The 24942-nt window shown below is 58.8% G+C and carries 22 protein-coding genes; 7 read left to right on the forward strand and 15 right to left on the reverse strand.

Features of this window, described 5'->3' with window-relative positions:
- Positions 1 to 89: 89 nt before the first annotated feature.
- Positions 90 to 452 carry a winged helix-turn-helix transcriptional regulator gene (locus ACO6TG_RS21200; protein WP_422375022.1) on the reverse strand — a complete coding sequence of 121 codons (363 nt, stop codon included), beginning with the start codon at positions 450 to 452 and terminating at the stop codon, positions 90 to 92.
- A 111-nt stretch (positions 453 to 563) separates the two neighbouring features.
- Between ACO6TG_RS21200 and ACO6TG_RS21205 the strand changes: the two genes are divergently transcribed.
- Genes ACO6TG_RS21205 through ACO6TG_RS21215 form a run of 3 tightly spaced genes read left to right on the forward strand, consistent with a single transcriptional unit; the run spans position 564 to position 2690 of the window.
- Entirely contained in the window at positions 564 to 1262 is a 699-nt protein-coding gene (locus tag ACO6TG_RS21205) for a glutathione S-transferase family protein (RefSeq protein ID WP_422375023.1), read from the forward strand.
- A gap of 20 nt (positions 1263 to 1282) precedes the next feature.
- On the forward strand, positions 1283 to 1987 hold the full coding sequence (locus ACO6TG_RS21210; RefSeq protein WP_422375024.1) for a DUF899 domain-containing protein: 705 nt from the start codon (positions 1283 to 1285) through the stop codon (positions 1985 to 1987).
- Positions 1974 to 2690, forward strand: coding sequence for a DUF2182 domain-containing protein (locus ACO6TG_RS21215; protein ID WP_422375025.1), 717 nt, complete (start codon positions 1974 to 1976; stop codon positions 2688 to 2690). The genes ACO6TG_RS21210 and ACO6TG_RS21215 overlap by 14 nt, the downstream gene beginning before the upstream one ends.
- Positions 2691 to 2838: 148 nt before the next feature.
- Here the strand turns inward: ACO6TG_RS21215 and groL are convergent, their stop codons facing one another.
- The 5 genes from groL to ACO6TG_RS21240 all read right to left on the reverse strand — a co-directional run bounded on the left by groL (position 2839) and on the right by ACO6TG_RS21240 (position 8339).
- Positions 2839 to 4482 carry a chaperonin GroEL gene (gene groL / locus ACO6TG_RS21220; protein WP_422375026.1) on the reverse strand — a complete coding sequence of 548 codons (1644 nt, stop codon included), beginning with the start codon at positions 4480 to 4482 and terminating at the stop codon, positions 2839 to 2841.
- A gap of 54 nt (positions 4483 to 4536) precedes the next feature.
- Positions 4537 to 4824: a co-chaperone GroES gene (groES, locus tag ACO6TG_RS21225; RefSeq protein ID WP_094074079.1), complete on the reverse strand. Its 288-nt coding sequence runs from the start codon at positions 4822 to 4824 to the stop codon at positions 4537 to 4539.
- A gap of 257 nt (positions 4825 to 5081) precedes the next feature.
- Positions 5082 to 5648: a hypothetical protein gene (locus ACO6TG_RS21230; protein ID WP_422375027.1), complete on the reverse strand. Its 567-nt coding sequence runs from the start codon at positions 5646 to 5648 to the stop codon at positions 5082 to 5084.
- 196 nt (positions 5649 to 5844) lie between these two features.
- Positions 5845 to 7344 carry a sigma-54-dependent transcriptional regulator gene (locus ACO6TG_RS21235; protein ID WP_422375028.1) on the reverse strand — a complete coding sequence of 500 codons (1500 nt, stop codon included), beginning with the start codon at positions 7342 to 7344 and terminating at the stop codon, positions 5845 to 5847.
- 158 nt (positions 7345 to 7502) lie between these two features.
- Positions 7503 to 8339 carry a hypothetical protein gene (locus ACO6TG_RS21240; protein ID WP_422375029.1) on the reverse strand — a complete coding sequence of 279 codons (837 nt, stop codon included), beginning with the start codon at positions 8337 to 8339 and terminating at the stop codon, positions 7503 to 7505.
- Positions 8340 to 8696: 357 nt separating this feature from the next.
- Here ACO6TG_RS21240 and ACO6TG_RS21245 point away from each other — a divergent pair, with 357 nt between their 5' ends.
- The gene (locus ACO6TG_RS21245; protein ID WP_422375030.1) at positions 8697 to 10250 is read left to right on the forward strand and encodes an EAL domain-containing protein; all 1554 of its coding nucleotides are present in this window, start codon (positions 8697 to 8699) and stop codon (positions 10248 to 10250) included.
- 53 nt (positions 10251 to 10303) lie between these two features.
- Here ACO6TG_RS21245 and ACO6TG_RS21250 read toward each other — a convergent pair whose 3' ends face one another.
- The 5 genes from ACO6TG_RS21250 to ileS all read right to left on the reverse strand — a co-directional run bounded on the left by ACO6TG_RS21250 (position 10304) and on the right by ileS (position 17600).
- Positions 10304 to 11602, reverse strand: coding sequence for a M16 family metallopeptidase (locus tag ACO6TG_RS21250; protein WP_422375031.1), 1299 nt, complete (start codon positions 11600 to 11602; stop codon positions 10304 to 10306).
- 1 nt (position 11603) lies between these two features.
- Positions 11604 to 12974: a M16 family metallopeptidase gene (locus ACO6TG_RS21255; protein WP_422378926.1), complete on the reverse strand. Its 1371-nt coding sequence runs from the start codon at positions 12972 to 12974 to the stop codon at positions 11604 to 11606.
- 321 nt (positions 12975 to 13295) lie between these two features.
- Entirely contained in the window at positions 13296 to 14009 is a 714-nt protein-coding gene (locus tag ACO6TG_RS21260; RefSeq protein WP_422375032.1) for a hypothetical protein, read from the reverse strand.
- Positions 14010 to 14082: 73 nt separating this feature from the next.
- A complete protein-coding gene (gene lspA, locus ACO6TG_RS21265; protein ID WP_422375033.1) occupies positions 14083 to 14619 on the reverse strand; it encodes a signal peptidase II in 537 nt (178 codons plus the stop codon).
- Between the two features lie 20 nt (positions 14620 to 14639).
- Complete coding sequence (gene ileS / locus ACO6TG_RS21270; RefSeq protein ID WP_422375034.1) at positions 14640 to 17600, reverse strand: isoleucine--tRNA ligase; 2961 nt, start codon at positions 17598 to 17600, stop codon at positions 14640 to 14642.
- 384 nt (positions 17601 to 17984) lie between these two features.
- On the opposite strand from ileS, the gene ACO6TG_RS21275 reads away from it, so the two are divergent.
- Positions 17985 to 19238, forward strand: coding sequence for a glycosyltransferase family 87 protein (locus tag ACO6TG_RS21275; protein WP_422375035.1), 1254 nt, complete (start codon positions 17985 to 17987; stop codon positions 19236 to 19238).
- Here ACO6TG_RS21275 and ACO6TG_RS21280 read toward each other — a convergent pair.
- From ACO6TG_RS21280 to ACO6TG_RS21295, 4 genes are all read right to left on the reverse strand, one after another.
- Complete coding sequence (locus tag ACO6TG_RS21280) at positions 19214 to 20155, reverse strand: DMT family transporter (protein WP_422375036.1); 942 nt, start codon at positions 20153 to 20155, stop codon at positions 19214 to 19216. The two genes, ACO6TG_RS21275 and ACO6TG_RS21280, sit on opposite strands and share 25 nt — an antisense overlap.
- The gene (locus ACO6TG_RS21285) at positions 20152 to 21150 is read right to left on the reverse strand and encodes a bifunctional riboflavin kinase/FAD synthetase (protein WP_422375037.1); all 999 of its coding nucleotides are present in this window, start codon (positions 21148 to 21150) and stop codon (positions 20152 to 20154) included. The genes ACO6TG_RS21280 and ACO6TG_RS21285 overlap by 4 nt, the downstream gene beginning before the upstream one ends.
- 208 nt (positions 21151 to 21358) lie before the next feature.
- Entirely contained in the window at positions 21359 to 22753 is a 1395-nt protein-coding gene (locus ACO6TG_RS21290; protein WP_422375038.1) for a hypothetical protein, read from the reverse strand.
- A gap of 203 nt (positions 22754 to 22956) precedes the next feature.
- Complete coding sequence (locus ACO6TG_RS21295; RefSeq protein ID WP_422375039.1) at positions 22957 to 23403, reverse strand: MaoC family dehydratase; 447 nt, start codon at positions 23401 to 23403, stop codon at positions 22957 to 22959.
- Between the two features lie 252 nt (positions 23404 to 23655).
- Between ACO6TG_RS21295 and ACO6TG_RS21300 the strand changes: the two genes are divergently transcribed.
- On the forward strand, positions 23656 to 24039 hold the full coding sequence (locus ACO6TG_RS21300) for a response regulator (protein ID WP_006935666.1): 384 nt from the start codon (positions 23656 to 23658) through the stop codon (positions 24037 to 24039).
- A gap of 193 nt (positions 24040 to 24232) precedes the next feature.
- Positions 24233 to 24898 (forward strand): chemotaxis protein, encoded by a 666-nt coding sequence (locus ACO6TG_RS21305; protein ID WP_422375040.1) that lies wholly within the window; start codon positions 24233 to 24235, stop codon positions 24896 to 24898.
- The last annotated feature ends 44 nt before the right edge of the window (positions 24899 to 24942 follow it).

Here is a 24942-nt window from a genome sequence, read left to right on the forward strand (position 1 = left end):
ACGGGCAAGACAGTATCTGGACCCTTCACTCAATTGGCTCGGCTGGGTACCGACTGTTGGATGAAAAGGACGTTTCGACAGCCGGGATTTCAGCTGCCTTTGTCGTCTCTGGCCTCCCACCATTCATGCATCGCGTGAAACATCTTGGTCAGCGCCATTGCACGTGAAGTTGCGCTGTATTCCACCCGGGGAGGCACTTCTGCATAGACCTTACGCTCCACGAGACCATCTGCCTCCAGAGCACGCAACTGGCTTGTCAACATGGTCTGTGTGACACCATCGATCATCCGTTTGAGTTCGTTGAAACGTTTGGTGCCACGAAAAATCAGAATTTGAAGAACGATCAGCTTCCATTTGCCACCGATCAGCTTTGCAATATCCGGCATCGGACAAAGGTCTTGTTCTTCAGAGACTTGTTCAGTTGAAGCCAATTCTGGTCCAGTTAGTGTCATCAGATTTGTGGTCCATTAGTATGGTTTTTAGTACTATAGCAGAAAATACTGCCTACTTGTGAAAATATACTTAGTTCATATCCTTTCCCTGACTGCAACCGGGAGATTGATATGAAACCTGTCCTCTACCAATTCAGCGGTGCTCCGCGCAGCTGGCGAGTCCGTCTGGGTTTGGCCTTCAAAGGGCTCGACGCTGAGATCCGAACACTGAGTGTTTCAGACAAGGATCACCACAAACCGGACTTTGTGGCCTTGAACCCAAGGTCAACTGTTCCTGTGCTTGTCGCTGGCGAAACGAGGCTTCGAGACTCCATTGCGATACTCGCCTGGCTGGACCGTGTACACCCGCTGGCGCCTCTCTTCGGGGAGACCCCTGATGAAGCGGCGTGCATCTGGCAGATCTCGATGGAATGTGCGGACTACCTGCGGGCCGCCAATCATGCGCTCTTGAGCCAGGTGTTTTCCTCCGATGGTTCGGTTCCGCCACCGGAAAGTGAAGACAGGAAGAGGCTCGAGGCCGCTGCGCAGCTGTTGCATGCCGAATGCGCCTATCTTGAAGAACTGCTGAAGGATGAGCGGCTGTTTCTGGCGGGAGATCGGCCGACGGCCGCTGACGCGATTGCCTTTCCGGAAATCCGCCTGGTTCAGCGTGCCGTTATGACCAGGAACGCGCTGATGGCAACGGTCGGTTTCGGGTTTCCGCCTGACCGCTATCCGAAGACGGCCGAGTGGAAAGATCGGCTCAACAGCATGCCGGAAATTGCCGCGACCATGCCCGAGCACTGGAACGAGCAAACGGTTGCCGCCTGATCAAAACAGGGAAAGTTAAGATGACCTCACCAATGATCGTCAGCCGGGACGAGTGGCTGCGCGCGCGCAAGGATCTTCTGGCGCGAGAAAAACAACATACCCGGGAGAAGGATGCTCTCGCCGAAGCAAGACGCCGGATGCCCTGGGTCAGGGTCGAAGCGGAGTATCGCTTCGACACACCGAATGGCGTCAGGTCGCTTGCGGACTTGTTCGGTGGCAGATCCCAACTGATCGTGTATCACTTCATGTTCGGAGCGGACTGGGACAATCCGTGCAAGAGCTGCTCCTTCTGGGCGGACAGCTACAATGGACTGGCGCCCCATCTGGAAGCACGTGACATCGCCTTCGTCGCCATCTCTTCCGCACCTTTGTCTCGTCTTCTGCCCTTCAAGGATCGCCTTGGCTGGAAGTTCGACTGGGTCTCGTCACAGGGGTCCAGTTTCAACCACGACTTTGATGTCGGCTTTGGCGCGGACAGGCCTCCTGAACGGGGTCGCAGCTACAATTTCGGGACGATGGCCGATGCGCCGATGGACGAGATGCATGGCACATCCGTTTTTGCCAGAGGAGAGGATGGCTCTGTCTACCACACCTACTCAATGTATGGGCGCGGTCTGGATGCAACAAATGCCGCCTATGCCTATATCGACCTGACGCCGAGAGGGCGAAACGAACCGGCCGGCGGCAATCCGATGGCGTGGCTGCAGTATCATGACGCGTATTGACCTTGCACGGAGCCGGCAGTCGGGCGGACCTCTCCTGATCGGGGCAGCGTTGTGCGTTTGCTGGCTGTTTGTTTTGCAAGGGGCAGGAATGAGCATGAGTATCTGGGAGATGAGCTCTCCCAGGTTCCCACCCGTTGAAGGGCAGATGCGGATGCCTATGGCACGCGCCTGGGACCTGGCACATGCGACGCATATTGCCGTCATGTGGTGGGCGATGATGATGGCCATGATGCTGCCCGGCTTGCTGGCTCAACAAGCTTGCGGCAGGAGCAATGCGTCCGTTTCGGTCAGCTTCGTCACCCAATATGCCGCTGTCTGGAGCATCGCGTCCCTTGTCGCAGCCGTAGCTCAGTTCGGGTTCGAACAAGCAGGCTGGCTGGACACCATGCACTTGTGGAGTGTCAGCAAAGGCTTGACGCTGGTCCTGATTATCTGTGCTGCTGCCTCGCAGATCTGGCGGCAATTCGCCTTGAGACGGTCTGATGAAAGTGTATCAGGCAGCGTCTCCGGTCTTGATTATGGCCGCGACTGCATCTTGTCTACGGGACCAGTGATGTTGCTGCTCTTTGCCGGTGGCGTCATGAACCTCTATTGGATAGCGACGTTGACGGTCTGGAACATGGCTATGAAAATCTGGCCCCGTTCATACGTTCTGCCTGGAGCCACAATTCTGGTCTGCCTTTGTCTGGCGTTGCTGGTCTGAAATTGCGTCTGGCTGGGGCAGGCTTTCTGGCAACCGATGCCGCCCCCGGTGTCGCAAGGCAGTACAAGCAGAAAAGCAGGGGCGGCGCTAGATGCAAAAAGGGCGGCTCGAGAGCCGCCCTTTCCGGAATTCACAAGCGTCAGGCTTCTTAGAAGCCCATGCCGCCCATGCCGCCCATGTCGCCACCCGGCATGGCCGGAGCAGCGTCTTTCTTCGGCAGCTCGGCAACCATGGCTTCGGTGGTGATCAAGAGGCCGGCAACGGAAGCTGCGTCCTGCAGAGCCGTGCGCACAACCTTGGTCGGGTCGATGATGCCGGCTTCGATCATGTTGACGAATTCTTCGGTCTGAGCGTTGAAACCGAAGGTGTCGTCGCCGTTTTCCTGGATCTTGCCAACAACGATGGAGCCTTCGACACCAGCGTTTTCAGCGATCTGACGGATCGGAGCTTCCAGAGCACGCAGGACGATCTTGATGCCGGCAGCGATGTCGGCGTTGTCGTTGGCCAGAGCCTCAACAGCCTTCTTCGCACGCAGCAGAGCGGTGCCGCCACCCGGGACGATGCCTTCTTCAACGGCAGCGCGGGTTGCGTTCAGAGCATCGTCAACGCGGTCTTTTTTCTCTTTCACTTCGATTTCGGTCGCACCGCCAACGCGGATCACGGCAACGCCGCCTGCGAGTTTGGCAAGACGCTCCTGGAGCTTCTCACGGTCGTAGTCGGAAGTGGTTTCTTCGATCTGGGCCTTGATCTGGCCAACGCGACCGTCGATGTCTTCCTTGGAGCCAGCGCCATCAACGATGGTGGTGGTTTCCTTGGTGATCGCGACTTTTTCAGCAGTGCCGAGCATGTCGAGGGAAACGTTTTCCAGCTTGATGCCGAGGTCTTCGGAAATGACGGTGCCGCCGGTCAGGATGGCAATGTCTTCCAGCATGGCCTTGCGGCGGTCGCCGAAGCCCGGAGCCTTGACAGCAGCAATTTTCAGGCCGCCGCGCAGCTTGTTGACAACGAGGGTTGCCAGAGCTTCGCCTTCAACATCTTCAGCGATGATGAGCAGCGGACGGGAAGACTGAACGACAGCTTCCAGGATCGGCAGCATGGCCTGCAGGTTGGAGAGCTTCTTCTCGTGCAGCAGGATGTAAGGCTTTTCCAGGTCGGCCAGCATCTTGTCGGCATTGGTGACGAAGTACGGGGACAGGTAGCCGCGGTCGAACTGCATGCCTTCAACGACTTCCAGCTCGGTTTCCAGGGACTTGGCTTCCTCGACGGTGATGACACCTTCGTTGCCGACCTTCTGCATGGCTTCGGCAATGTCTTCACCAACCTGGCTGTCGCCGTTGGCGGAGATGGTGCCGACCTGTGCAACTTCTTCAGAAGTGGTGATGGTCTTGGAGGAGGCAGTCAGAGCCTTGACAGCTTCAGCAGCAGCAAGATCAACGCCGCGCTTCAGATCCATCGGGTTCATGCCGGCAGCAACAGCCTTGGCGCCTTCCTTGACGATGGCCTGGGCCAGAACGGTTGCGGTGGTCGTGCCGTCGCCAGCGATGTCGTTGGTCTTGGAAGCCACTTCGCGCACCATCTGGGCGCCCATGTTTTCGAACTTGTCTTCCAGTTCGATTTCCTTGGCAACGGAGACACCGTCCTTGGTGATGCGCGGAGCGCCGAAGGCCTTGTCGAGGACAACGTTACGGCCTTTCGGGCCGAGGGTCACTTTGACGGCGTTTGCCAGGGTGTCGACACCTTTGAGCATACGCTCACGGGCGTCGGAGGAGAATTTTACTTCTTTAGCAGACATGAGATCGTCTCACCTAAATTTGGAATGGAGTTGAGATCAGAAGCGGTTCGCTGATTAAGCGATCACGCCCATGATGTCGGATTCCTTCATGATCAGGAGGTCTTCACCGTCGATCTTGACTTCGGTGCCGGACCATTTGCCGAACAGGACGCGGTCGCCTGCCTTGACATCGAGAGCAACGATTTCGCCGTTGTCCTTGCGGGCACCGGTGCCGACAGCGATGATCTCGCCTTCCTGCGGCTTTTCCTTAGCGGTGTCCGGAATGATGATGCCGCCAGCGGTTTTCTCTTCAGAGTCTACGCGGCGAACTACGACACGGTCGTGCAGTGGACGAAATGCCATAAGACTGTTTCCCTTCATGAGCGCGCCCCACGCAATTGGCAGCGCGCGAGACATGATTACGAGGTTGATTGGGTACGAAAGGGACAGACCCTTCGCAGCAAATTAGCACTCCCTAGAGGCGAGTGCTAACAGCGCTCTGGATTTATGGAGCTGGGCCCGTCTTGTCAATGCTTTGTGACGAGAATTTAATCCTGGTCCGCCTTTATGCCGAGGCGCCAGATGGCCGCCCGGTCAAGTGAACCGGGCCACTGCAGCACTCAATTGGTGCCGTTGACCGAAAATGGCAAGGTAAAGCTCGATTGATTGCCGCCGATTTCGTCTTCGAACCGGGTCTCAAGCTTGTATTCGCCGACGGGAAGGCCGCTGAACTGGAAAGTCAATGCTGCGGAGAGTTCGCGCTTCTTGGTTCTGCCGGATCCGGCGAACGTCGCGAAGTTTTCCTGCTCGGCCAGGACCTGGCCGGACAGGTTCAGCAACTTGAAACTGGCAGTAAGTTCGTACGAATAGGTGCTGCCATCCTGGCTGAAAGCGTAACCGACCGGTTCGGCATAGACGGTGAGGGCTTCCTTGTCGTTGAAGACAGTATTCCCGCGCGGGATATACTGACCGTAGCCGGTGGCCGCACCCTCGGTAAACGTGACCTCGGTGAATGCCAGGCCGGAGGCTGTCCAGGCCCGGTCAAAGGCTGCCAGGGCTTCCTGGAAGGCTTCGGAAGGTTGAACAGTGTCCGATTGGGCAAACGCAGTTGCCGAACCGGCGATCAAGCCTCCAGCAACCAGAACAGCAGAAACGATCTGCTTCGAAGCATGTCTAACAGCCACCATTTTCTTTTCCCCGCACGCCTTTAAATCTTGTCGTTTTCAGCGATTTTGCCGATATAGACCGACTTTTCCCAATAAACAAGACAATGTGTGCGATGCGGTAAACATCGGTGCAGACAAGTGTTGTTTGTTTATCCGGAAAAAAGGAAAACCAGATTGGGGTTAATGGACCCTCTATTCGGGCACCGGCAGGTACAACTTACGCGCCGTGCATCAGCCGCTCAGACCAGGCCTGTCGCTTGCGGTAGATCGTCGAGGGGCTGATCTCCAATGCGGCGGCCGCCATGGCGATGTTGCCGTCAAAGGCGTCGAGAGCGTCCTCAATGATCCGTCTTTCCTGAGCCCAGAGCGGTTCGATCGCACCGAAGGGGCGGCTCGGCGGCGCCGAGCGCGGGCGTTCCCGGGAAAGATCGATGATGGCATTCGGGCGTGCACTCAGGTCGCGGATCACCATGGGCAGCATGTCATAGGTAACGGCGGCCCCGTCATTCATGACCACGATCTGCCGGATCGTGTTTTCCAGCTGACGGACGTTTCCGGGCCAGGCATAGGCGACAATCCTTGCCTCGGCATCCGCATCGAAACCTTTGAACCCGCGCCGTTCTTCGCTGGAATAGCGCAGCAGGAATGCTTCGGCGAGCGGTAAGATATCATCCCGCCGTTCGCGCAAGGGCGGTAGATGAATAGGCAGCACATGGAGGCGGTAATAAAGGTCCTCGCGGAACCGCCCCGCGGAGATTTCCGAGACCGGATTCCGGTTGGTAGCACAGATGATGCGCGCATCGACCTTGCGGCTGCTGGTGTCGCCAAGTCGCTGGAACGTGCCGGTTTGCAGGAAACGCAGCAGCTTGCTCTGCAGCAACAGATCCATTTCGCCAATTTCGTCGAGAAACAGCGTGCCGCCATCGGCCTGTTCGGCTGCGCCGGCGCGGTTGTCGGTCGCGCCAGTGAACGCACCGCGCACATAGCCGAAAATCTCGCTTTCGATGAGATCGCGCGGTATTGCTGCGCAGTTCAGTGTGACGAAACGGTTGTCGCACCGATCCGACAGGTTGTGAACGGCGTTGGCACAAAGTTCCTTGCCTGTCCCGGATTCGCCAGTGATGAACACCGGGGCCTGGGACGGCGCCATGCGCGCAATCTGATCATGGACGTCGCGCATTTGAGCCGAAACACCGATCAGTCTGTTGTCGTTTTCGGGCTCCTTGGCGGAGAGAAGTCGCTGCGGTGCCATTGCCTCTTTGGTCATCGGCGCTGCCGCAGCCGCAACACTGGAAACCACCGGCTCAGGCGTTGTCACCGAAGGACGTCTTTGCTGGAGCTGGAACATGATTTTGGATGCGAGCGCATCCAGAGAAAATGGTTTGGTCAGAAAGTCATGCGCTCCGGAGCGCATGGCACTGACGGCACGGGAGACAGAACCTTTTGCCGAGACGGCGATGATGACGGATTTCGGGCAGCGCACTGCATAGGCTTCAAGGGCCTCTTCGCCGCCGATTGTTTCCAGATCTATGATGAGAATGTCGGTTGACTTGTCGGCCAGGTCCTGGAGGCAGGAAGTAGAGTCGGTATAAAGTATTGGATCCGTACAGGCGGCGGACAGTTTTGCACATACCGCGGATGTTCGGGCGGCTTCGGATGCCGATGCGTCCAACACGCGTACAATTGCAGGCAACTCTTTGCCTTCGTTACTCCCCATTGCTGGGCAACTCCCATTCTGCGATCTGGGTCTTTCGAATACCGAAAGATTCGTCAGTTTGATAATTCGCCGAACAGGGTAAACAAAGCGTTGTCAGCCAGTGCAAATTGCACAAGTAGGCGAGGATAAGCGCGAATTAGCCGGAAAAGCTCCTAGGCTCAGGGCGCCAATAGAAGCGCGAGAAAGTACCCGGCCAGGAAACAGGTTCCGCCGAAAAGCAACGATGGCACGAGTGGAACGGAGCGCCAGCTGGTTTGAGCGGGGTTCTGTGAGCCATTGGCCTCTGGGGGGAGGGGCCCCGCACCTTCCAGGCGAGACGGGACCGGTCCGGTCTTGCCGCCGGACAACCCCATTCGCGTGCCTGCCTCCTGAGCCTCCGCGGTCGAAGCGCCAGAAGCGGTGGCTGCGTCCTCCAGGAGGTCGTCGGTTGCCGACGTGAACGTCTTTCCGCCTTCCTGAAAGGTCAGGACTCCAGCAGACGGTTTTTCTGTCTCCTTCAGCAAAGGAGCGGAACAGAACTCCGGCGCATAACTGCCTTTGGGAATGAGGATGCGCACCGGGTCATCGGCACCGGAGCCGGTATAGTATTTTTCCAGCCTTCGCCGGAGGCGCGCCGCCTCCACGCGGACAATCGGATCGGTAACGGGGTTGAAGTCTTCAGGCCGCCCGAGCGCTTCGACCGCAATCGTATAGCCTTTCACCTTTTCCTGCTCTCGATCCAGGGTGGCACGCACGACAAATCCCAGAAAGGCACGCAGCTGCGGAGCCGACTGGAACTCCCGGCTTTGCAGCGCCGACACAAGTGCGGCCTGAACGAGCTCGTCGGTGATGTCCTGATTGTCGCTGGAATTGCCGCCCGCCTTCGCCGGCCGCGGTCGGGAGGTCCGGCTTTTGGAGTGGCCAGGTCCTCGACGAACCCAATCGGGTTCATCTGGTTTTGCGTTCTCTTCGGCCCCCTGCGGAACGCAATGGGATGTCTGTCCGGCTGCCTGCATACCAGCCCCCTTGGAAATTCGCATAAAATAACGTCGCCACGACACAACTTCCCTTGCGTAAGTTTAGCGGAAGGCCTGGGGGATTGCAAAGTGCAATTGCCGTCTCACGCAGGGAGAGCTGGCTATTGTGCAAAACATTGGTTTGAGACATTCTGGTTAGCGAGGTGGGGTTGTGCTGCTCTGATTTGCACATTGAAAAGCCATAATCGGGGACAAGTCACGGATTCCACGTTTGAAAGCAGTTTGTGGATTCGGTTGCGCCTTGTTCTTAAGGCATGATTAAGCAGTAACTTTTGATTCGGGTCGGAACTTTCGAACGCCATGGGTCGTACTGGGACCATCTTTGTAGCAGTTTGTATGGCCGTGATCGCCCTGTCGTCGGCGACGGTTCTGGTGTTTCAGTTCGGCCGTCCGCTCGGCGAAGCAGTGTCGCTGTCGCTTGCTCTCATGTGCACCATGATCCTGTTCCACCTATTGATTGGGCGTGCGCGTGATCGGGGAGCTGTCAACGAAGCCGTTGAGCGACTTGAAGAGCGCATGACGGACCTGGACGAAGATGTCGGCAATCTGGAAGGGCGTTTGACCGGCATGGAACATGCCGTGCCGCGCCGCACGCGTGCGGAGATTGATCCCCTGTTCGCCGAAGTTGAGGTCCTGGGCACGCTGGTCAAGCAGATGGCGGAAGCCATGTCGGATCTTGAAACCAAGGTCGAGGACCAGCAGGCGATCGCACCACCGCCTCGGGCTCCGAGCCTGCCGCGTTACCAGCAGCCTTCCCAGCAACCTCCTTATCCGGCGGAGCAGGAACAGGCATACCGGGCTCCACGGGACTGGCCACCCGTGCAACAACCCGAACAGCATGCGCAGTATGCACCTGTCGAAACACCGCACGCGCAGGAGGGGATGTATCCGTCTGCACCGGTGCAGTCCCATCGTGACATGGCCGAACTTGACCGTCGCTACGGTGTTCATGCGCCGCGTGAGGGGGATGAACCTGCGCATCTGAACGCCCCCCGCCAGGATTATGTCGGCCGGGACCCGCATCGGGACGGGGCGAGTGAGTTGGCAGCGCCTGCGCACGAAGATCCGGTTCTGGCGCCAGCACCACAGGCCAACAGGCCAAATATGGCCATGCGCGAGCTGATCACCTCAGCGCTGAATGCCAATCGGGTTGAGCTGCATCTGCAGCCGATCGTGACGCTACCGCAGCGCCAGGTGAAATATTATGAGGCCTTCACCCGTTTGCGCGATGTCGAAGGCAACCTGATCGACGCGGCTGCTTTCCTGCCGGAGGCTGTTATGTCCGGCCAGGTTGCGCGCATAGACAATCTGCTGTTGTTCCGTTCGATCCAGGTCGTGCGCCGGCTCACCTCGCGCAATCGAAACGCCATCCTGTTCTGCAACATCTCGACGGTATCGCTCGCAGACGAGACCTTCTTTCCGGGCTTTCTGGAATTCGTCAAGGACAACCAGAATTTTGCCGACGTGCTGGTGTTCGAGTTTGCGCAGGACGATGTCGCGGCGATGGGCGCGCTGGAGCTGGAAAGCCTGAGTGCCCTCTACGACCTGGGTTTCCGGTTCTCCGTCGACCGGATTTCCGACATGAAGATGGATTTCAACTCGCTGGCTGGGCGGGGCTTCAAGTTCGGCAAGCTGAATGCCGATTACCTGATCGGCCGGCGCGAAGCCAAACACGGGCATATTCACCCGTCTGATTTCGGCGATCTCCTGCAGCGCTACGGCATGCAGTTGATTACCGATCATGTCGAGACGGAATCGCAGGTCCTGGAGCTTCTCGATTATGATGTGACCCTTGCCCAGGGCACATTGTTCTCACCGCCGCGCCCGGTCCGGGCGGAAGTGCTTCAGGGCGCTCCGGCCCCAGGGCCAAGACGGTCCGCGGCGGGATAACCCGCCGCTTTTGACTATTCTTCAGTCTCAGCCCTGTTTCGGCCCGACGGTAATCACTGTCGGGTTTTGTCTGCGAGCAGCCGTTTGGCAACCCGCTGCACATCTTCGAGCGTCACCGCCTCGATCTCGCTGTTTCGGCGCTCGAAATAATCAATACCGAGGTCCGCATTCTGCAGGCCGACCAGCTGACGGGCAATCTTCCCGGAACTGTCGAACCTGAGGGCGTAGGAGCCGGTCAGGAACTGCTTGGCGGCGCGTAGTTCCTCTTCGGTGGGGCCTTCCGTTGCCATTCGTTGCAGTTGGTCCAGGATGATGGATACCGTCTCGTTGGCCCGCTCCGCCTTGGTGGCCGCCGAACCGATCAGGAGCCCGGTACGGGCATAGGGAGAAAGCGAGGTTCCGGTGCTGTAGGAAAGGCCACGTTTTTCGCGGACTTCCTGATAAAGCCACGAGGTAAATGTGCCGCCACCCAGGATGTGGTTCATCACGAAGGCAGCCTGATAGTCCGGATCGTTTCGTTTCAGACCCGGCAGACCGACCAGAATGGTCGATTGCGGGACTGCCAGCTCGTCGCTGATCTGATCACCATAGGAAGGTTCTAGTTCGGCAATGGAAACCAGCTCTCCGTCAGCCGGCAGTGTGAGAAACACTTCGTCCAGAATCTCGGCCAGGGCTTCGGCATTTATCGCACCGACCACGCCGACGGTCAGGCCGTTCCGCGTCAGCAACCGTTTGTGCTGGCCAGCCAGGTCGGCAGCGGTCAGCGCTTCGAGGCTTTCAACAGTACCGAGGGTGGGACGTGAATAGGGGTGGTCGCCGAACATGGCTGAGGCAAGTGATCTGCCGGCGATCGCGTTCGGGTCACTTTCGTTGCGCTTGGCCCGGGTTACCAGCTGGGCTTTCATGCGTTCCAGCGGTGCTTCGTCAAAACGGGGGCTGTTCACCGCGAGAGCAAGCAGGTCGACTGCTTCGTCCAGGCTGGGCGTCAGGCTGCGCAGACTGCCGTAAAACCGGTCTTTGCCGGTGCTGAACCCGATGCTGACTGCAAGCTCCTCCATTCGGCCCTGAAAGGCTTCACTGTCCAGCTCGCCGGCACCTTCATCCAGTGTAGCAGCGAGCAGCCGGGTCAAGCCTTCCTTTCCATCCGGATCCTGGGCCGATCCACCGGTGAAGGAAAAATTCAGGGCAACGATCGGAACGGTATGATCTTCCACCAGCCAGGCTTCTATCCCGCCCGGGCTGGTGACTTTCTGGATCTCAACGGCCTGAGCCGGTCCTGGCGCCACAAGAAGGACAATCAGCGTCAGACAGGCAAACGCGAACCAGTCGTGCAGGTATTTACGGTTAGCCATATCAGGACTTGTCCTTCACTTTCGGGGCCTCGGTCTGGGCGGCGTCAGGAACATCAGGCGCCTCAATGCGCAATTCGCCGCTCACCGGCAGGCCAGACAGGTATGTCCGGGCTGCTTCAAGCACATCCTCCGGCGTGACCGCGCTGACCTGGGCCGGCCAGGTCTGTACCTCTTCAATGGTCAGGCCGGTTGTCAGGGCACTGCCGAAAAGACGGGCAAGACGCGACTGGCTGTCCTGTGCGTAGATCGCACCTGCAATCATGCTGTTTTTGGCGCGTTCGACTTCTGCCTCTGTGACGCCGGTTTCCAGCAGCCTCGCAATTTCTGCTGCCATCAGGCGTTCCATGTCCTCAAGGGTAAAGCCGGGGCGCGGGGAGGCATAGACACCGAAGCGCCCGTCATCGAGGGCTCCTCCCTGATAGTAGGCACCGGCGCCGAGGGCTGCTTCCTGGTCCAGGACCAGGGCCTTGTGCAGCCGGCTCGATGGACCTTCGCCGAGAATATAGGCCAAAACGTCGAGAGCTTCGGGTTGGCGCCCGTCCCCGGTTGACTGGCTGGGTACGATCCAGGTCTGTGACAGGGATTCCTGGCGGACGCGCGGGTCGCTGACCGAAACCCGGCGTTCTCCGGAAAGAGGCGGCTCCGCTGGACGGACACGGGGCGGCGGTTCTGCCCGGCGGGCGACCTTGCCATAGGTGTTCTCGGCGATCTTGCGGACGTCTTCCACATCGACATCTCCGGCGACAACCACGACCGCGTTGTTTGGCGTGTAGAACCGGTCGTAGAAGGCGAGGGCGGCTTCCTTGTTGAGGGCCCTGATCTCGCTTTCCCAGCCGATCACGGGCGAACCATAGGGGTGATTGACGAAGGTGATCGCATTTAGAGCTTCTCGCAGGCGCGAACCCGGTTCGCTGTCGACGCGCGAGCGGCGCTCTTCAAGGACGACGTCGCGTTCCGGGTCGACAACGGCGTCCGACAGGATCAGGTTCTCCATCCGGTCGGCTTCAAGTTCCATCATAAGCGGCAGATGTTCCTTTGCGACCCGCTGAAAATAGGCCGTGTAGTCCGCGCTGGTGAAAGCGTTCTCCTGTCCGCCACGCTCGGCAACCATCTTGGAAAAGGCACCATCCGGGTTGTCGGTCGTGCCCTTGAACATCAGGTGCTCCAGAAAGTGGGCGACGCCCGATTGCCCGTCGGGTTCGTCCGCAGCGCCGACCTTGTACCAGATCATGTGGGTTGCAACGGGAGCCCGGCGATCGGGTATGACCACCACTTGCAGGCCGTTTTCCAGCGTGAAGCTCTCCAGGTTCGGGGCGATCCGGATGTCGGCAGCCTTTCCCGACGTTTCCAAAGCAATCGCAGGGAAACTCACCGATGTCCCGAAGACCAGAAGCGTTGGTAGCAGGATATGACCGAGCACCCGGCTGAAGCGGCGCGCGGCGCGAGTTCGACGCCGTTTGGAGGATGGGTTCACGTGCAGCTCCCGAGTTTTGAGCCGGTTGCAAGGACGATTTGGGTCTTGGCGACGCCCATGCGAACGGCATATGAGGCAAAGTTTTTCTGCTTTCCGGCGCCGAACAGCGACACTTGCACGGAAAACAAAAAACCTCCGGACCTTCTTCCATATAGGAAGTGTGGACCGGAGGTCTCGTTACTTTTTCGTCATCTGTGCCAGTGAAAGACGGTTGGCCGATCAGCGGCAGTATTGCGACTCGCCTTCCAGGCAGCGCGGGTCGAGCGGCGTGGAATCGTACACATCATAGTTGCTCGGTTTGCGGTCTTTCTTCTTGACCACTTCAGGCATCGGCGCATCCGGCGAGGGCGTGCTGTAGTCGGTCGGCGGCTCCGTCAGGAACCGGCGCGTGGCAAGGCCGCTTTGATCGATGCCGGCCTGCTGACTCTGCAATTGCTGCAAGCGTTCCCACTCGGCCTTCTGCTCGGCGCGTGTCAGTCGAGCACCTTCGTCGATCTCGTTTTGACGCCGTTCCGCCTCAAGATCGCGACCGGTGCCTGTAACGCCTGTGATCTTGAAACCGCGCATCTGTTCCGGCGTCAGCGGTTCGGCGTTCATGCTGCCGGCTTTGCCGGAGCTGGCATAAAGTTGCTGAATGTCGGTAAGTTCCTGGTTTTCGCGCTGCTTGGGCCAGTTTTCTGAATTCACGCCGGCAACATTGGTTTCCGGCTCGGGCAGCTTGCCCGGTTCGGCAGGCATGGCAAGCGGCGCACGGGGCTTGTAGTCGATCGGCTTCTCGTTCGGGTCAACGGCGCCAAGACCCTTCATGACGGTGTCGACAAGCGCCACATCCGGCGCCTGGCTCGTGCCATCGGCGGCCTGACAGGCGGCCAGCCCGGCCAGAAGAGCCAGAACCAAACCGTTTTTCACAAAACCAAACATCGTCCGCGCCACAGCAGACTCCCCGAAAATACCTGTTTTTGCCGGCAACCTGCTGCCCGCAATCCGTCAGTCCAGCGTTAAACCGCTATTTTGCGGCTGAATTAGGACCATTTGTGAAACTGTCATACAGGAGACCGATCACACCCGCAACGATCCACACATCCGCAAGGTTGAAGACATACCACGAGAATGTGCCGACATGAAAATGGACGAAGTCCACCACAGCGCCGTGGAACAGCCTGTCGACCCCGTTGCCGAGTGCGCCACCGATAACCAGGGCGAGCGACAGCGCGACCAGCCGCGACGCGCAGCGGGTGGACCAGACCCAAAGGCCGATCGTCACGACAACGGTCAGTCCGGCCAGCAGCCAGCGACCAAGGTCGCTGTTCTGCTGAAAAAGGCCGTAGGAAATGCCCCTGTTCCAGACAAGCACGATATCGAGAACAGGCAACAGTTCGACCGGGCCGTTGCGTTGCAGGTCAAAACCCTGAACCAGCCAGAGTTTGCTACCCTGGTCCAGAACAAGGCCGATCAGCGCAATGATCAGGACAAAGCCGCTGAAACGGCCCCAAAGCAGGGGCTGTTTCGCTCCGGCCGGCCCGGGTTGATCCGCATCGGTCATTCTGCTGGTCACACCTTGTCTTATGCGGACACGTGGGCTGCATCCCACTCCCGGAGCGCGTTCGCGTCGCGTGGTGTCACATCCGGATAGTCCGGATCGGAGCCCACGTCTGGAAGGATTTTCCAGGACCGGGCGCATTTGGTTCCTTCCGCCAGTGCCGGAACGACGGCCACGCCCTTGGTGTCTTCCAGTGTGAAGGCGCCGGCCGGGGCCGGGTCTGCGGACAGCGTCAACTGGCTGGTGATGGCGATGTCGGCCATGTCCTTGCCTTCAAGCGCGGCCATCAGCTCCGGATCGGTGACATGAACCACCGGATGGGCTTCCAGGGACGAGCCGATGCGCTTTTCGCGGCGTTCGATTTCAAGGGCGCCGGTGATCACGCGGCGCACCGTCTTGATTTTTGCCCATTTTGCCGCCAGCGCATCGTCGCGCCACTCTGCCGGGACCACCGGGAACTGTTCCAGGTGGACACAGGCCGTGTCGCCATAGCGGGAGGTCCAGGTCTCATCCATGGTGAAGGGCAGCATCGGCGCCATCCAGGTGACGAGACAATTGAACAGCTTGTCGATCACATAGAGCGATGCCTTGCGCCGTGTGGACGAGGCGGCATCGCAGTAGAGCGCGTCCTTGCGGATGTCGAAATAGAACGCGGACAGTTCCACGGTCATGAAGGTGAACAGCTGGTGGGTGATCTTCTTGTAGTCGAATTCCCAGTAGGCCTCGCGCACGAGCACGTCGAGTTCCGCCAGGCGGTGCAACATGAGGCGCTCCAGCTCCGGCATGTCGGAATAGGCAACGTCCTCGCCCTTGGCATGGGCCAGGGAGCCGAGCATCCAGCGCAAAGTGTTGCGCAGTTTCCGGTAGCTGTCGACATTGGTCTTGATGATTTCCTGGCCGAGGCGCTGGTCTTCCCAATAGTCGGTCGAGGCCACCCAGAGGCGCAGGATATCGGCGCCATACTGCTTGATGATGTCCTGCGGGAACACCTGATTTCCGAGGGATTTGGACATCTTGCGTCCGTCCTCGGCCATAGTGAAACCATGGGTCAGCACCGCATCATATGGCGCACGACCGCGGGTGCCGCAGCTTTCCAGAAGCGAGGAATGGAACCAGCCGCGATGCTGGTCTGAACCTTCCAGGTAAAGCACATAGTCATTGCCGCCATCGACCTTGCGTTTCGGCGCCAGATCTTCGCGTTCTTCCATGACGAAAGCATGGGTGGAGCCACTGTCGAACCAGACATCGAGGATGTCCATGACCATGTCCCACTCATCGGCCTTATAGTCGTTGCCCAGGAACCGCTCCTTGGCACCGCCCTCGAACCAGGCATCCGCGCCTTCGGCGGAGAAGGCGTCAAAGATCCGTTTGTTGACGGCTTCGTCCTTCAGGATTTCGGCCGTTTCCTTGTGGATGAAGACGGTGATGGGCACGCCCCAGGCGCGTTGGCGCGACAGGACCCAGTCCGGGCGGTTCTCGATCATGGAACGCAGCCGGTTCTGACCGCTGCCCGGCACGAAGCGGGTTTCGTCGATCGCGGTCAGCGCGCGTGTGCGCAAGGTGTCGCCTTCGCCGCCAAGGGTCTTGTCCATATAGACGAACCACTGGGGCGTGTTGCGGAAGATCACCGGTTTCTTGGACCGCCAGGAATGCGGATAGGAGTGGGTCAGACGGCCAAGACCGATCAGGTTGCCGGCGTCTTTCAGCCGTTCGATGACCGCCTTGTTGGCCTTGCCCTTTTCCCCCTTGTGGGTGATGACCTCGAAGCCGTCAAAGCCCGGTGCGTCCTTGGTGTAAAAGCCGTCATCGGCGACCGTGAATGGGATCGCAGTGCTGATACCGCGTGCTTCCAGGTCGGCCCGTTTGGCCATCCAGATCTCAAAATCGTCCGCGCCGTGGCCAGGGGCCGTGTGCACGAAGCCGGTACCGGCATCGTCGGTCACGTGATCGCCATCCAGGAGCGGCACGTCGAACTCGTAGCCGCCCAGATCAAGTTCGGCCAGCGGATGCGCCAGGGTCATGGTGCCCAGCTCGTCCGCTGTTACGCCGCGCAGGCGGTTGAAGTCGGTGATGCGGGCATTCTTGAAAACGTCGTCGGCCAGCGCGTCCGCCAGGATCAGTTTGTCGCCCTTCTGCACCCAGTTGTCGTCCGGCAGGCCGTCCTGGGAGACCTCATAGATCGAATAGGCGATTTTCGAGGAGAAGCAGACGGCACGGTTGCCCGGGATCGTCCAGGGGGTGGTTGTCCAGATGACAACAGCGGAATCGAGCAGTTCCTCGACCGCCGCGTCGTCGCTGCCGCCGGCGCTCTCGATCGGAAACTTCACCCAGATCATGTCCGACTTGTGGTCGTGATATTCGATCTCGGCTTCCGCAAGTGCTGTTTTTTCGACCACTGACCACATCACCGGCTTGGAGCCGCGATAAAGCTGCCCGGACATGGCAAACTTCATCAGCTCGTTGGCGATGACGGCTTCGCTTTCAAAGCGCATGGTCAGATACGGGTTGTCCCAGTCGCCTTCGATGCCGAGGCGTTTGAACTCCTTGCGCTGGACGTCGATCCAGTGCTCGGCAAACTCACGGCATTCCTTGCGGAATTCGTTGATCGGCACTTCGTCCTTGTTCTTGCCCTTGGCGCGATACTGCTCCTCGATCTTCCACTCGATCGGCAGGCCATGACAATCCCAGCCGGGAACATAATTGCTCTCATACCCCAGCATCTGCATGGAGCGGGTGACGATGTCCTTCAGCGTCTTGTTGAGTGCATGGCCGATATGGATGTTGCCATTGGCATAGGGAGGGCCGTCATGCAGGACATATTTGTCGCGGGATTTACCCTGCTCGCGCAGTTTCTTGTAAACCTCGAGCTGCTCCCAGCGGGCCAGGATTTCCGGCTCCTTCTTGGGCAGGCCCGCGCGCATCGGAAAATCCGTCTGCGGCAGATTGAGCGTTTCGGAATAGTCGCGTTTATCTGTATCGGTCATCGTCAGGTCGATCCGTTCGGGCGTCTGGCCCGTCATTCAAAGGGAAGGGATTGCCGGCCTCAGGGAAGGCTGCAATCGGAAAGCAGGAAGATCCCGGTCCCTGGCGCCGCGCTCGCCGCGTCAGCCGAAGGCCGGGCTAGTAATTCGCGATATCGCGGTCGCCGGCTTGGTGGCGACTATGAGGGCCCGATGTTGCATGGCAAGGGACATAGCAGCACTTTGCCGCTGAATAAAGATCTCTTGCGCAATCGAACCGGGTTTGCGTCTCCGGTCGTGAGCGACAGCCTCTTCCACCCTTCCAGAAAATTGCGGAGGAGTAACCGAATATGAATGTCTGTGCGGCATTCAGAAGGCGAACAGAGATCTCGGGACACGCAAACGATCATGGCCACATCCTCAAAACTTGCCACCGGGCATCAACAGGCACCCGGGCTCTGGCACCGGGCGGCACGGGACGGTGAGTGGTTTACCTGGGACCGGATCGGGTTTGCATGTTTGTGTTCGGCCATTGGTTTCGCCGCCGGGCTTGCCTGGATGCTGGTGATCCCAAACACCTATGGGGCACCGAACGGCACGTTGTTGATGGACTATCTGAGCTTCTGGCTTGCCGGAGGACAGGTGCTGAACGGCACGCCGGAACTGGCCTACAGTCCCAAGGATTTCGCAGCGCTTCAAAACGCCTATACCGGCTCGGATACGGTCTTCGGCTTTTTCTATCCGCCGACTTTCCAGATGCTGCAAAGCGCCTTCGCGCTGCTGCCCTACAAGGCCGCCTTTGCAGGCTTTGTCGCCCTGACAACCGGCCTGTTGTGCCTCTCCTGCCGGATGATCACCGGCAAATGGCTGCTGGCCGCCTGTCTCATTCTCATCCCGGCTTGCGCCAACAACGCCTTTCACGGCCAGAACGCTGCACTGACGGCAGCGCTCTACGGCTTTTTCCTGGTCGGTGTTGAACGCCAGAAGATGATCCTGGCCGGCATTGCACTCGGGCTGCTGACCATCAAGCCCCAGCTCGGCATCCTGGCGCCCATTGCTCTGATTGCCAGCTTGAACTGGCGCACCTTCCTCAGCGCTTCCGTGACCACACTGGTATTTGCCGGATTGAGTGCGGCGGTTCTGGGGCTGGGTGTCTGGCAGGCCTTCTGGCTTCAGGCCCCGGTTGCCTCGGCCATGATGGAACTGGGCGGTGTTGAATGGGGCAAGATGATCTCCGTCTATGGCGGCTTGCGCCTTGTCGGACTGTCTCATATGGCGGCGATGGCACTCCAGGTCCTCGTTGGACTCGCTGCGCTTGTCTGTGTCTGGATCGCCTGGCGGCGCTCCGACCGGATGGCCGTGCGCGCGCCGGTGCTGGTCGGAGGCGCGTTGCTGGTGACGCCGTTCGCGCTGTCATACGATCTGACGCTTTTGGTGGTCCCTTGCGCTTTCCTGATCCGAGAAGGACTGAAATCCGGCTTCCTGCCGTATGAAAAGGCTGCATTGGCGCTGGTGATCGTTCTGTCGGCCTCCACCAGCCCGTTCGCCGTCTGGCTCGGCTTGCCGATCGCGCCGCTTCTGCCGCTGTTGATCGTCTGGATGGGTCTGCAGCGGATGAAGACGGTGGCCGCAGAAGGTCAGACCTCCGCCACTGCCGTCTGAACGGTCTTTTTCAGCTTGCGTTCCCGGTGGGCGATATAAAGACCGCTGCCGATGATGAGCGCGATACCGAACCAGGTCGGGCCGTCCGGAAAGTCGGCAAATACCAAGTAACCGAACAATGTTGCGCTGACGATCTCGATATATTGCAGAGGGGCCAGCAGGCTGGCGGTCCCTCGCTGAAAGGCCGCGACGACGAGGCCGTGGGCGGCAAAGGAAATCAGTCCGATAAGCGCCAGAAGGCCGAGTTGCGTGCTATCCGGCATGACAAAGGCAAGGCCTTCGAGACCGGCGACATTGCCGATCAGCAAGGCTGCGCCCAGCATCAGCGAGCCGGACAGTCCGGCGCTGAACTGGATGGTCAGCAGGCCGTCGGTGACCGGATAAAGTCTGTTGAGCAGCAGGTAGAAGGAAAACAGGAACGCTGTTGCCACGGGCAGCAGGCTGACCAGGCCGATTTCGGCAAGGCTGGGCCGCAGGATAACGATCGCTCCCAGAAGCCCGACCAGAATGGCACCGATCCGGCGAATGCCGACCTGTTCCTTCAGGATCAACGCCGCCAGGATGGTCAGCACCATCGGCTCGATGAAAAAGATCGAGATCGCGGTTGCGACCGACATGAACTTCACCGCCGTGAAGAAACAGAGCGATGCGGCGGCCAGCAGGATACCGCGCATGTAGTTGATCAGCGGCTGCGTCCCGCGCAGGCGGGTGATCTGTCCCGTGACAAGCGCCAGGACCAGGCAGATCAGGAACTGGAAGAAGAACCGGCCGAACGTCACTTCAAGCGGAGGGAGATCAGCCGACAGGTATTTGGCGATGATGTCCATCACCGGAACGATGAGCATCGCAGAGCTCATCAGCAGGATCGCCAGGAGCGAGTTCTGTTCGATGGTCCTCGACGTGCCGGCCGTGGTCACGGAGTGAGGTCCAGCAACTGCGTATCGATTTCGGAGATCGGCTGCAGGGCCGCAAGTGCTGCGCGGGCCTCGGCGCTGTCCTGGTCCATCTGCGCGACAAGCGCGTCAACGCTGTCGAATTTTTCTTCGCCGCGCAGATAGGCAATCAGGTGTACACGCAGCGTCTGACCGTAAAGATCGCCGGCAAAGTCGAAGAGATGAACTTCAAACGTGGCCGCGCCATTGTCGAAAGTCGGCCGCCGGCCGTAGCTGGCAACGCCCTCGTGCCATGTCTCACCGACCTTGACCTTGACCGCATATATGCCCTGTTTCAGCGGGCAGTCCTCGGAAAGCGAAAGATTGGCCGTCGGATAGCCGAGGTCCCGACCGCGCTTGTCACCGTGACGGACGTCCGCGTCAAAGAACCAGCGATAACCGAGCAGTCCGTTGGCCTGCGCTATGTCGCCTTCTGCAAGGCAGTCCCGTATCCGCGAGGACGAGATCACTTCCGCACCTTCATCCTCTTCGCGCTGGACGATCGTGACACCGAAGCCGTGATTGGCGCCGGCTGCGCGCAAGTAGTCCGGCGTGCCCTGACGGGCCTTGCCGAAGTGAAAGTCGTATCCTGTTACTGCATGTGAAATGCCGAGCGTGTCGATCAGGATGTCCTGAACGAAGGCATTGGCTTCCATACCGGCAAAGTCTTTGGTGAAAGGCAGGATCAAAGCGCCATTGAGGCCGCAGACCCGCAGCATGCCGATTTTCTGGTCCGGCGGCGTCAGGCGGAACACTGGTCTGGCCGGATTGAACACCGTGCGCGGATGCGGCTCGAAACTCATCGCGAAAACCGGATGATGCGTACCATGGCCAAGACCCATGGCGGCGTCCAGTACAGCGCGATGACCCCGGTGTACGCCGTCAAAGTTTCCGATCGCCACGATTCCCCCCCTCAGTTCCGCTGGAAAGCTGTCCAGGCTATCGGCAATCAGGAACCTGGAAGTGTCAGAGAGGCTCATGCAGCAAACCTTTGCGCCATGTATCGACCGGGACAGCATTCGTGGCCTGTCCGCCGGGAGGGGAAACCGAAGCGCGGCATCCTGCAGCCCCGCCAAAGCTGGCGAGGAACCTGCCGCCAAGACGGTCAAAGGTCAAGACCAGCTGAAATCTAAGTTATTTGTGATGGAACTCGGGGCCGGGCAGGACACGTGCCTCCTGACGGCATGATCAAGCGTCGTCTTTCGCTGTTGCCGGTGGAGGAATGTCCGTGAACAGCTTTCGGGAAGGTGTTTCGAGCCAGACGCTCAAGATGTCCTGAATCCTTGGCGGGACCGGCTTGTTCTCCGAGATCCAGCCTTCCACGGTTGAAAGGGGCACGCCACACGCCTCTGCAAATTGGGCGGTGTCGCGCTGTTTTTCAGCGATGGCCGTCGCCAGTCCGACACCCCAGCGATCGGCGTCCGGGTCCTGGTTCTTGAACCAGTTGTCAGCAGCCGTCTTGATGGACTGGATCGCCTGTTCGGAAAAGAGACCCGAAATGATGGCAATAAACGATATGAAAAAGGGGCTGAGCGTCGCACTGCCGGACTGGGAGGACGGATCGGTCAGAAACAGGACGCCCGCCTTGGCCAGCACATAGATGGACAAGGCCGTGATTGCACCGAACCAGGGGCGCGAAAAGAAAAAGGCCGCATTCAGGTGTTCGTCGTATTTTCCCTGGTATTTCTCTCGACGGAAATAGAGCTGGGTGATGAAGATCGTGCTGCCAAGGACACCCATGGCAAGGACCAGAAACAGGACAAGCACCTCAGCCGGCATGATGGCCAGGTTATATGGCAGTTTCCAGAGAATGTTTTTCAGGGAAGAGAATTCCGAGACCGCGTCCTGGAGCAATGATTTTTCGTTTTCGTCCAGGCCGTCATAAGGCGTTGTGGTGCTGATCGTGCCATAAACCCCGGCGCGTATCCTGTCGGAGATCGTCTTCAAGGCGATTTTGTATTCATTTACTTCGGCGCGTGTTTCGTCCTCGTTGCGTTTTGTTCCACCAAGATTTCGAAACACATCGTCGCCGCGTTTTTGACGCTGCTCCAGCTCCCTGAGCATCGTCTGATGGTCCTCGGACAGAGCGAGGCCCTCCAGTTGCCGGGCGACGTCCGTATAAAGGATCTTCACGCTGAGATGGTGTTTCGGCAGTGGCTTGAACGAAAAGCCCTCATAAGACGTTTCAATCAGCGACTTGAACGCCCTGATGTCCTTGTAGAATGGATCGAAGATCTTGGTGTATTCAATGTCGAGCTCAACGCGTCTTGCGGCAATGCCGTCCAGGCGCGTCTGCATTTGCTGCAATTCCTGAAGTCTGTTCTCCAGGATGTTCTTTTCAACGGAGTAGACGTTGGAGAGCTCGATCAGGCGCCAGATCGACAGACGTGTATCGCTGATGTTGACATATTGGATGCGCGACTGGATCTGATAACTGCTCAGCATCAGGATCGAGATCGAGATCGTTACCACATAGAGCAAAACGAGCCAGATCCCGATCACCAGGTTTGACGCTGTGTGCCCTCTCCGGGATTTTTTCTGGCCGTTTTCAGCCGCACCGTTTTCCGCAACAGCCTCGGACATTTCCCCCTCCAGAACACACGAGACAATTTTCGGTCACCGACACTTAACAATGGATCGGCGGCGCGAGCAACTTTCGCGGGATTCTGAAGGGATATATACTTATGGGTGCGGTACGGGTTGTAGAGCCCCGGAAGGTCTCAGTCGCAAGGCCCGATCGTCAGCACCCGTTGACCGGCGGATGATCCACGAAACGCGTCTGGCGGCTAGAGCCCGGAGCGGTCTTCGTCCCGGCTCGGCACCTTCACGAGGGCTTCGCCTTCCAGAACGACAGTGTCCTCGACCCGGCAGATGCAGGACAGGCGGGCCCGGTTGCCGCGTTCCATCAATTCTTCCACGGTCACGATCACCGTGACGTCGTCACCGATTCGCACCGGCGCCTTGAAGTTGAGCGTTTGGGACAGATAGATCGCACCTGGACCGGGCAGACGGGTGCCGAGCACAGCGGAAATCAGGCTGGCTGTATAAAGACCGTGGGCGATCCGGGTCTTGAATGGCGTTCTGGCGGCAAAGTGCTCGGAAAGATGGATGGGGTTCCGGTCGCCGGAAACTTCCGCAAAGCCGACCACATCTGAAGAACTGACATGTTTGACAAGTTCTTCGCTCATTCCGACCGAAAGATCCTCGAAACAGAGTTTTTGCAGCTCAAGCATTGCGATTTCCGTCCTGAATTTGGGTTTTTCAAGCAACGCGGACGCTAGGCGTACTAAGGATTTCTGGCAATTGTGCTTTGGGTGAAGAAAAAAAGCGCCTGTTATTAACGGTCTTTTCAGGGGCGGCGGGTAAATTGCGTTGAGTGTGGGGAGGTGAGGACACAAATAAATGTGTCGCTCTCCTTCGAGGTCATAACGCGTTCCAACGGCCCACGGCCAGGGGCCGCGCAAATTGACAGTATGGAGTAGACAATGGCCCTTGATCTTCAGATGCCGGTCCTCGTGGTCGATGACTACAAAACGATGATTCGCATCATCCGGAACCTGCTCAAGCAGCTTGGTTTCGAAGACATCGATGATGCTGCGGACGGCACCGAAGCATTGGAAAAAATGAAGCAGCGCCGTTACGGCCTGGTGATTTCCGACTGGAATATGGAGCCGATGACCGGTTACGAGCTGCTCAAGCAGGTGCGTGCCGACGGCAGCCTCAGCAAGACACCGTTCATCATGGTGACAGCTGAATCCAAGACAGAGAATGTTATCGCCGCCAAAAAGGCCGGCGTGAACAACTACATCGTGAAGCCCTTCAACGCTCAGACGCTGAAAGGCAAGATCGAGGCAGTCTTCTCCGACTAACATCTTGCACTTGGCGGAGCCCGCGTTGGGGCGCGCCTCCGCCGGTGCCAGACGGAAGTGAGTGATGGGCACGGTCTTGCTGGGCAGGCAGGCCGGGTCAGGTTCAACGCATCCGCGGAGTTATAGCGGTCCCCGAACAGAGGGCCGTTTTGGGAGGATGCCTCGTATGGAAAGGCTCGACCTGGTGGCAAATATGAAACAGGAAAACATTGCCCGCGTCATCGACTTTCTCGAAGAAAACAAGAACCGGCAAGGCGAGGTTTCCCTCACCGACGTGATGCATCTCGCTGAGGTCATGTCCGGTTCCATGCATGATTTTCTTTCGACCGTTCAGCCGGCCGTGACCGAAGAACTGACGATGATCGCAAAGGAAATCACGCGCATGAAGGTGGAAATCTCCCAATTGCGCGCGAACGACATGACCGGGAACAAGATCCCGGATGCCGGCCGTGAACTTGACGCCATCGTCGAGGCCACGGAAGACGCCACCAACACCATCATGGAAGCGGCCGAGGAAATCATGGGCGCTGACACCAGTGACCCTGAAGCCTACCAGGAACTGGTCAGCAACAAGATGATCGGCATCTTCGAGGCCTGCACGTTCCAGGACATCACCGGTCAGCGCATTTCCAAGGTCGTTGGTACTCTCCGCTATATCGACGAGCGCGTGAGTTCGTTCATCGAGCATCTGCGTATTCCGGAAGACCTTGAAGCGGAACTTGAAGAGACCGACGAGCAGCGCCGTCAGCGCGAACTGATCCTGCACGGCCCTCAGCATTCCGGCGAGGGTGTTTCCCAGGACGACATCGACGCCATGCTCGGCGACGCCCAGGCGGATATCGACAAGCTGTTCGACTGATCCCTTGCGGCAGACAAGACCAACGCTCAAAAGGCTCCCGGTTT

It is taken from the genome of Roseibium sp. (assembly GCF_965233565.1).
GTDB lineage: Bacteria > Pseudomonadota > Alphaproteobacteria > Rhizobiales > Stappiaceae > Roseibium.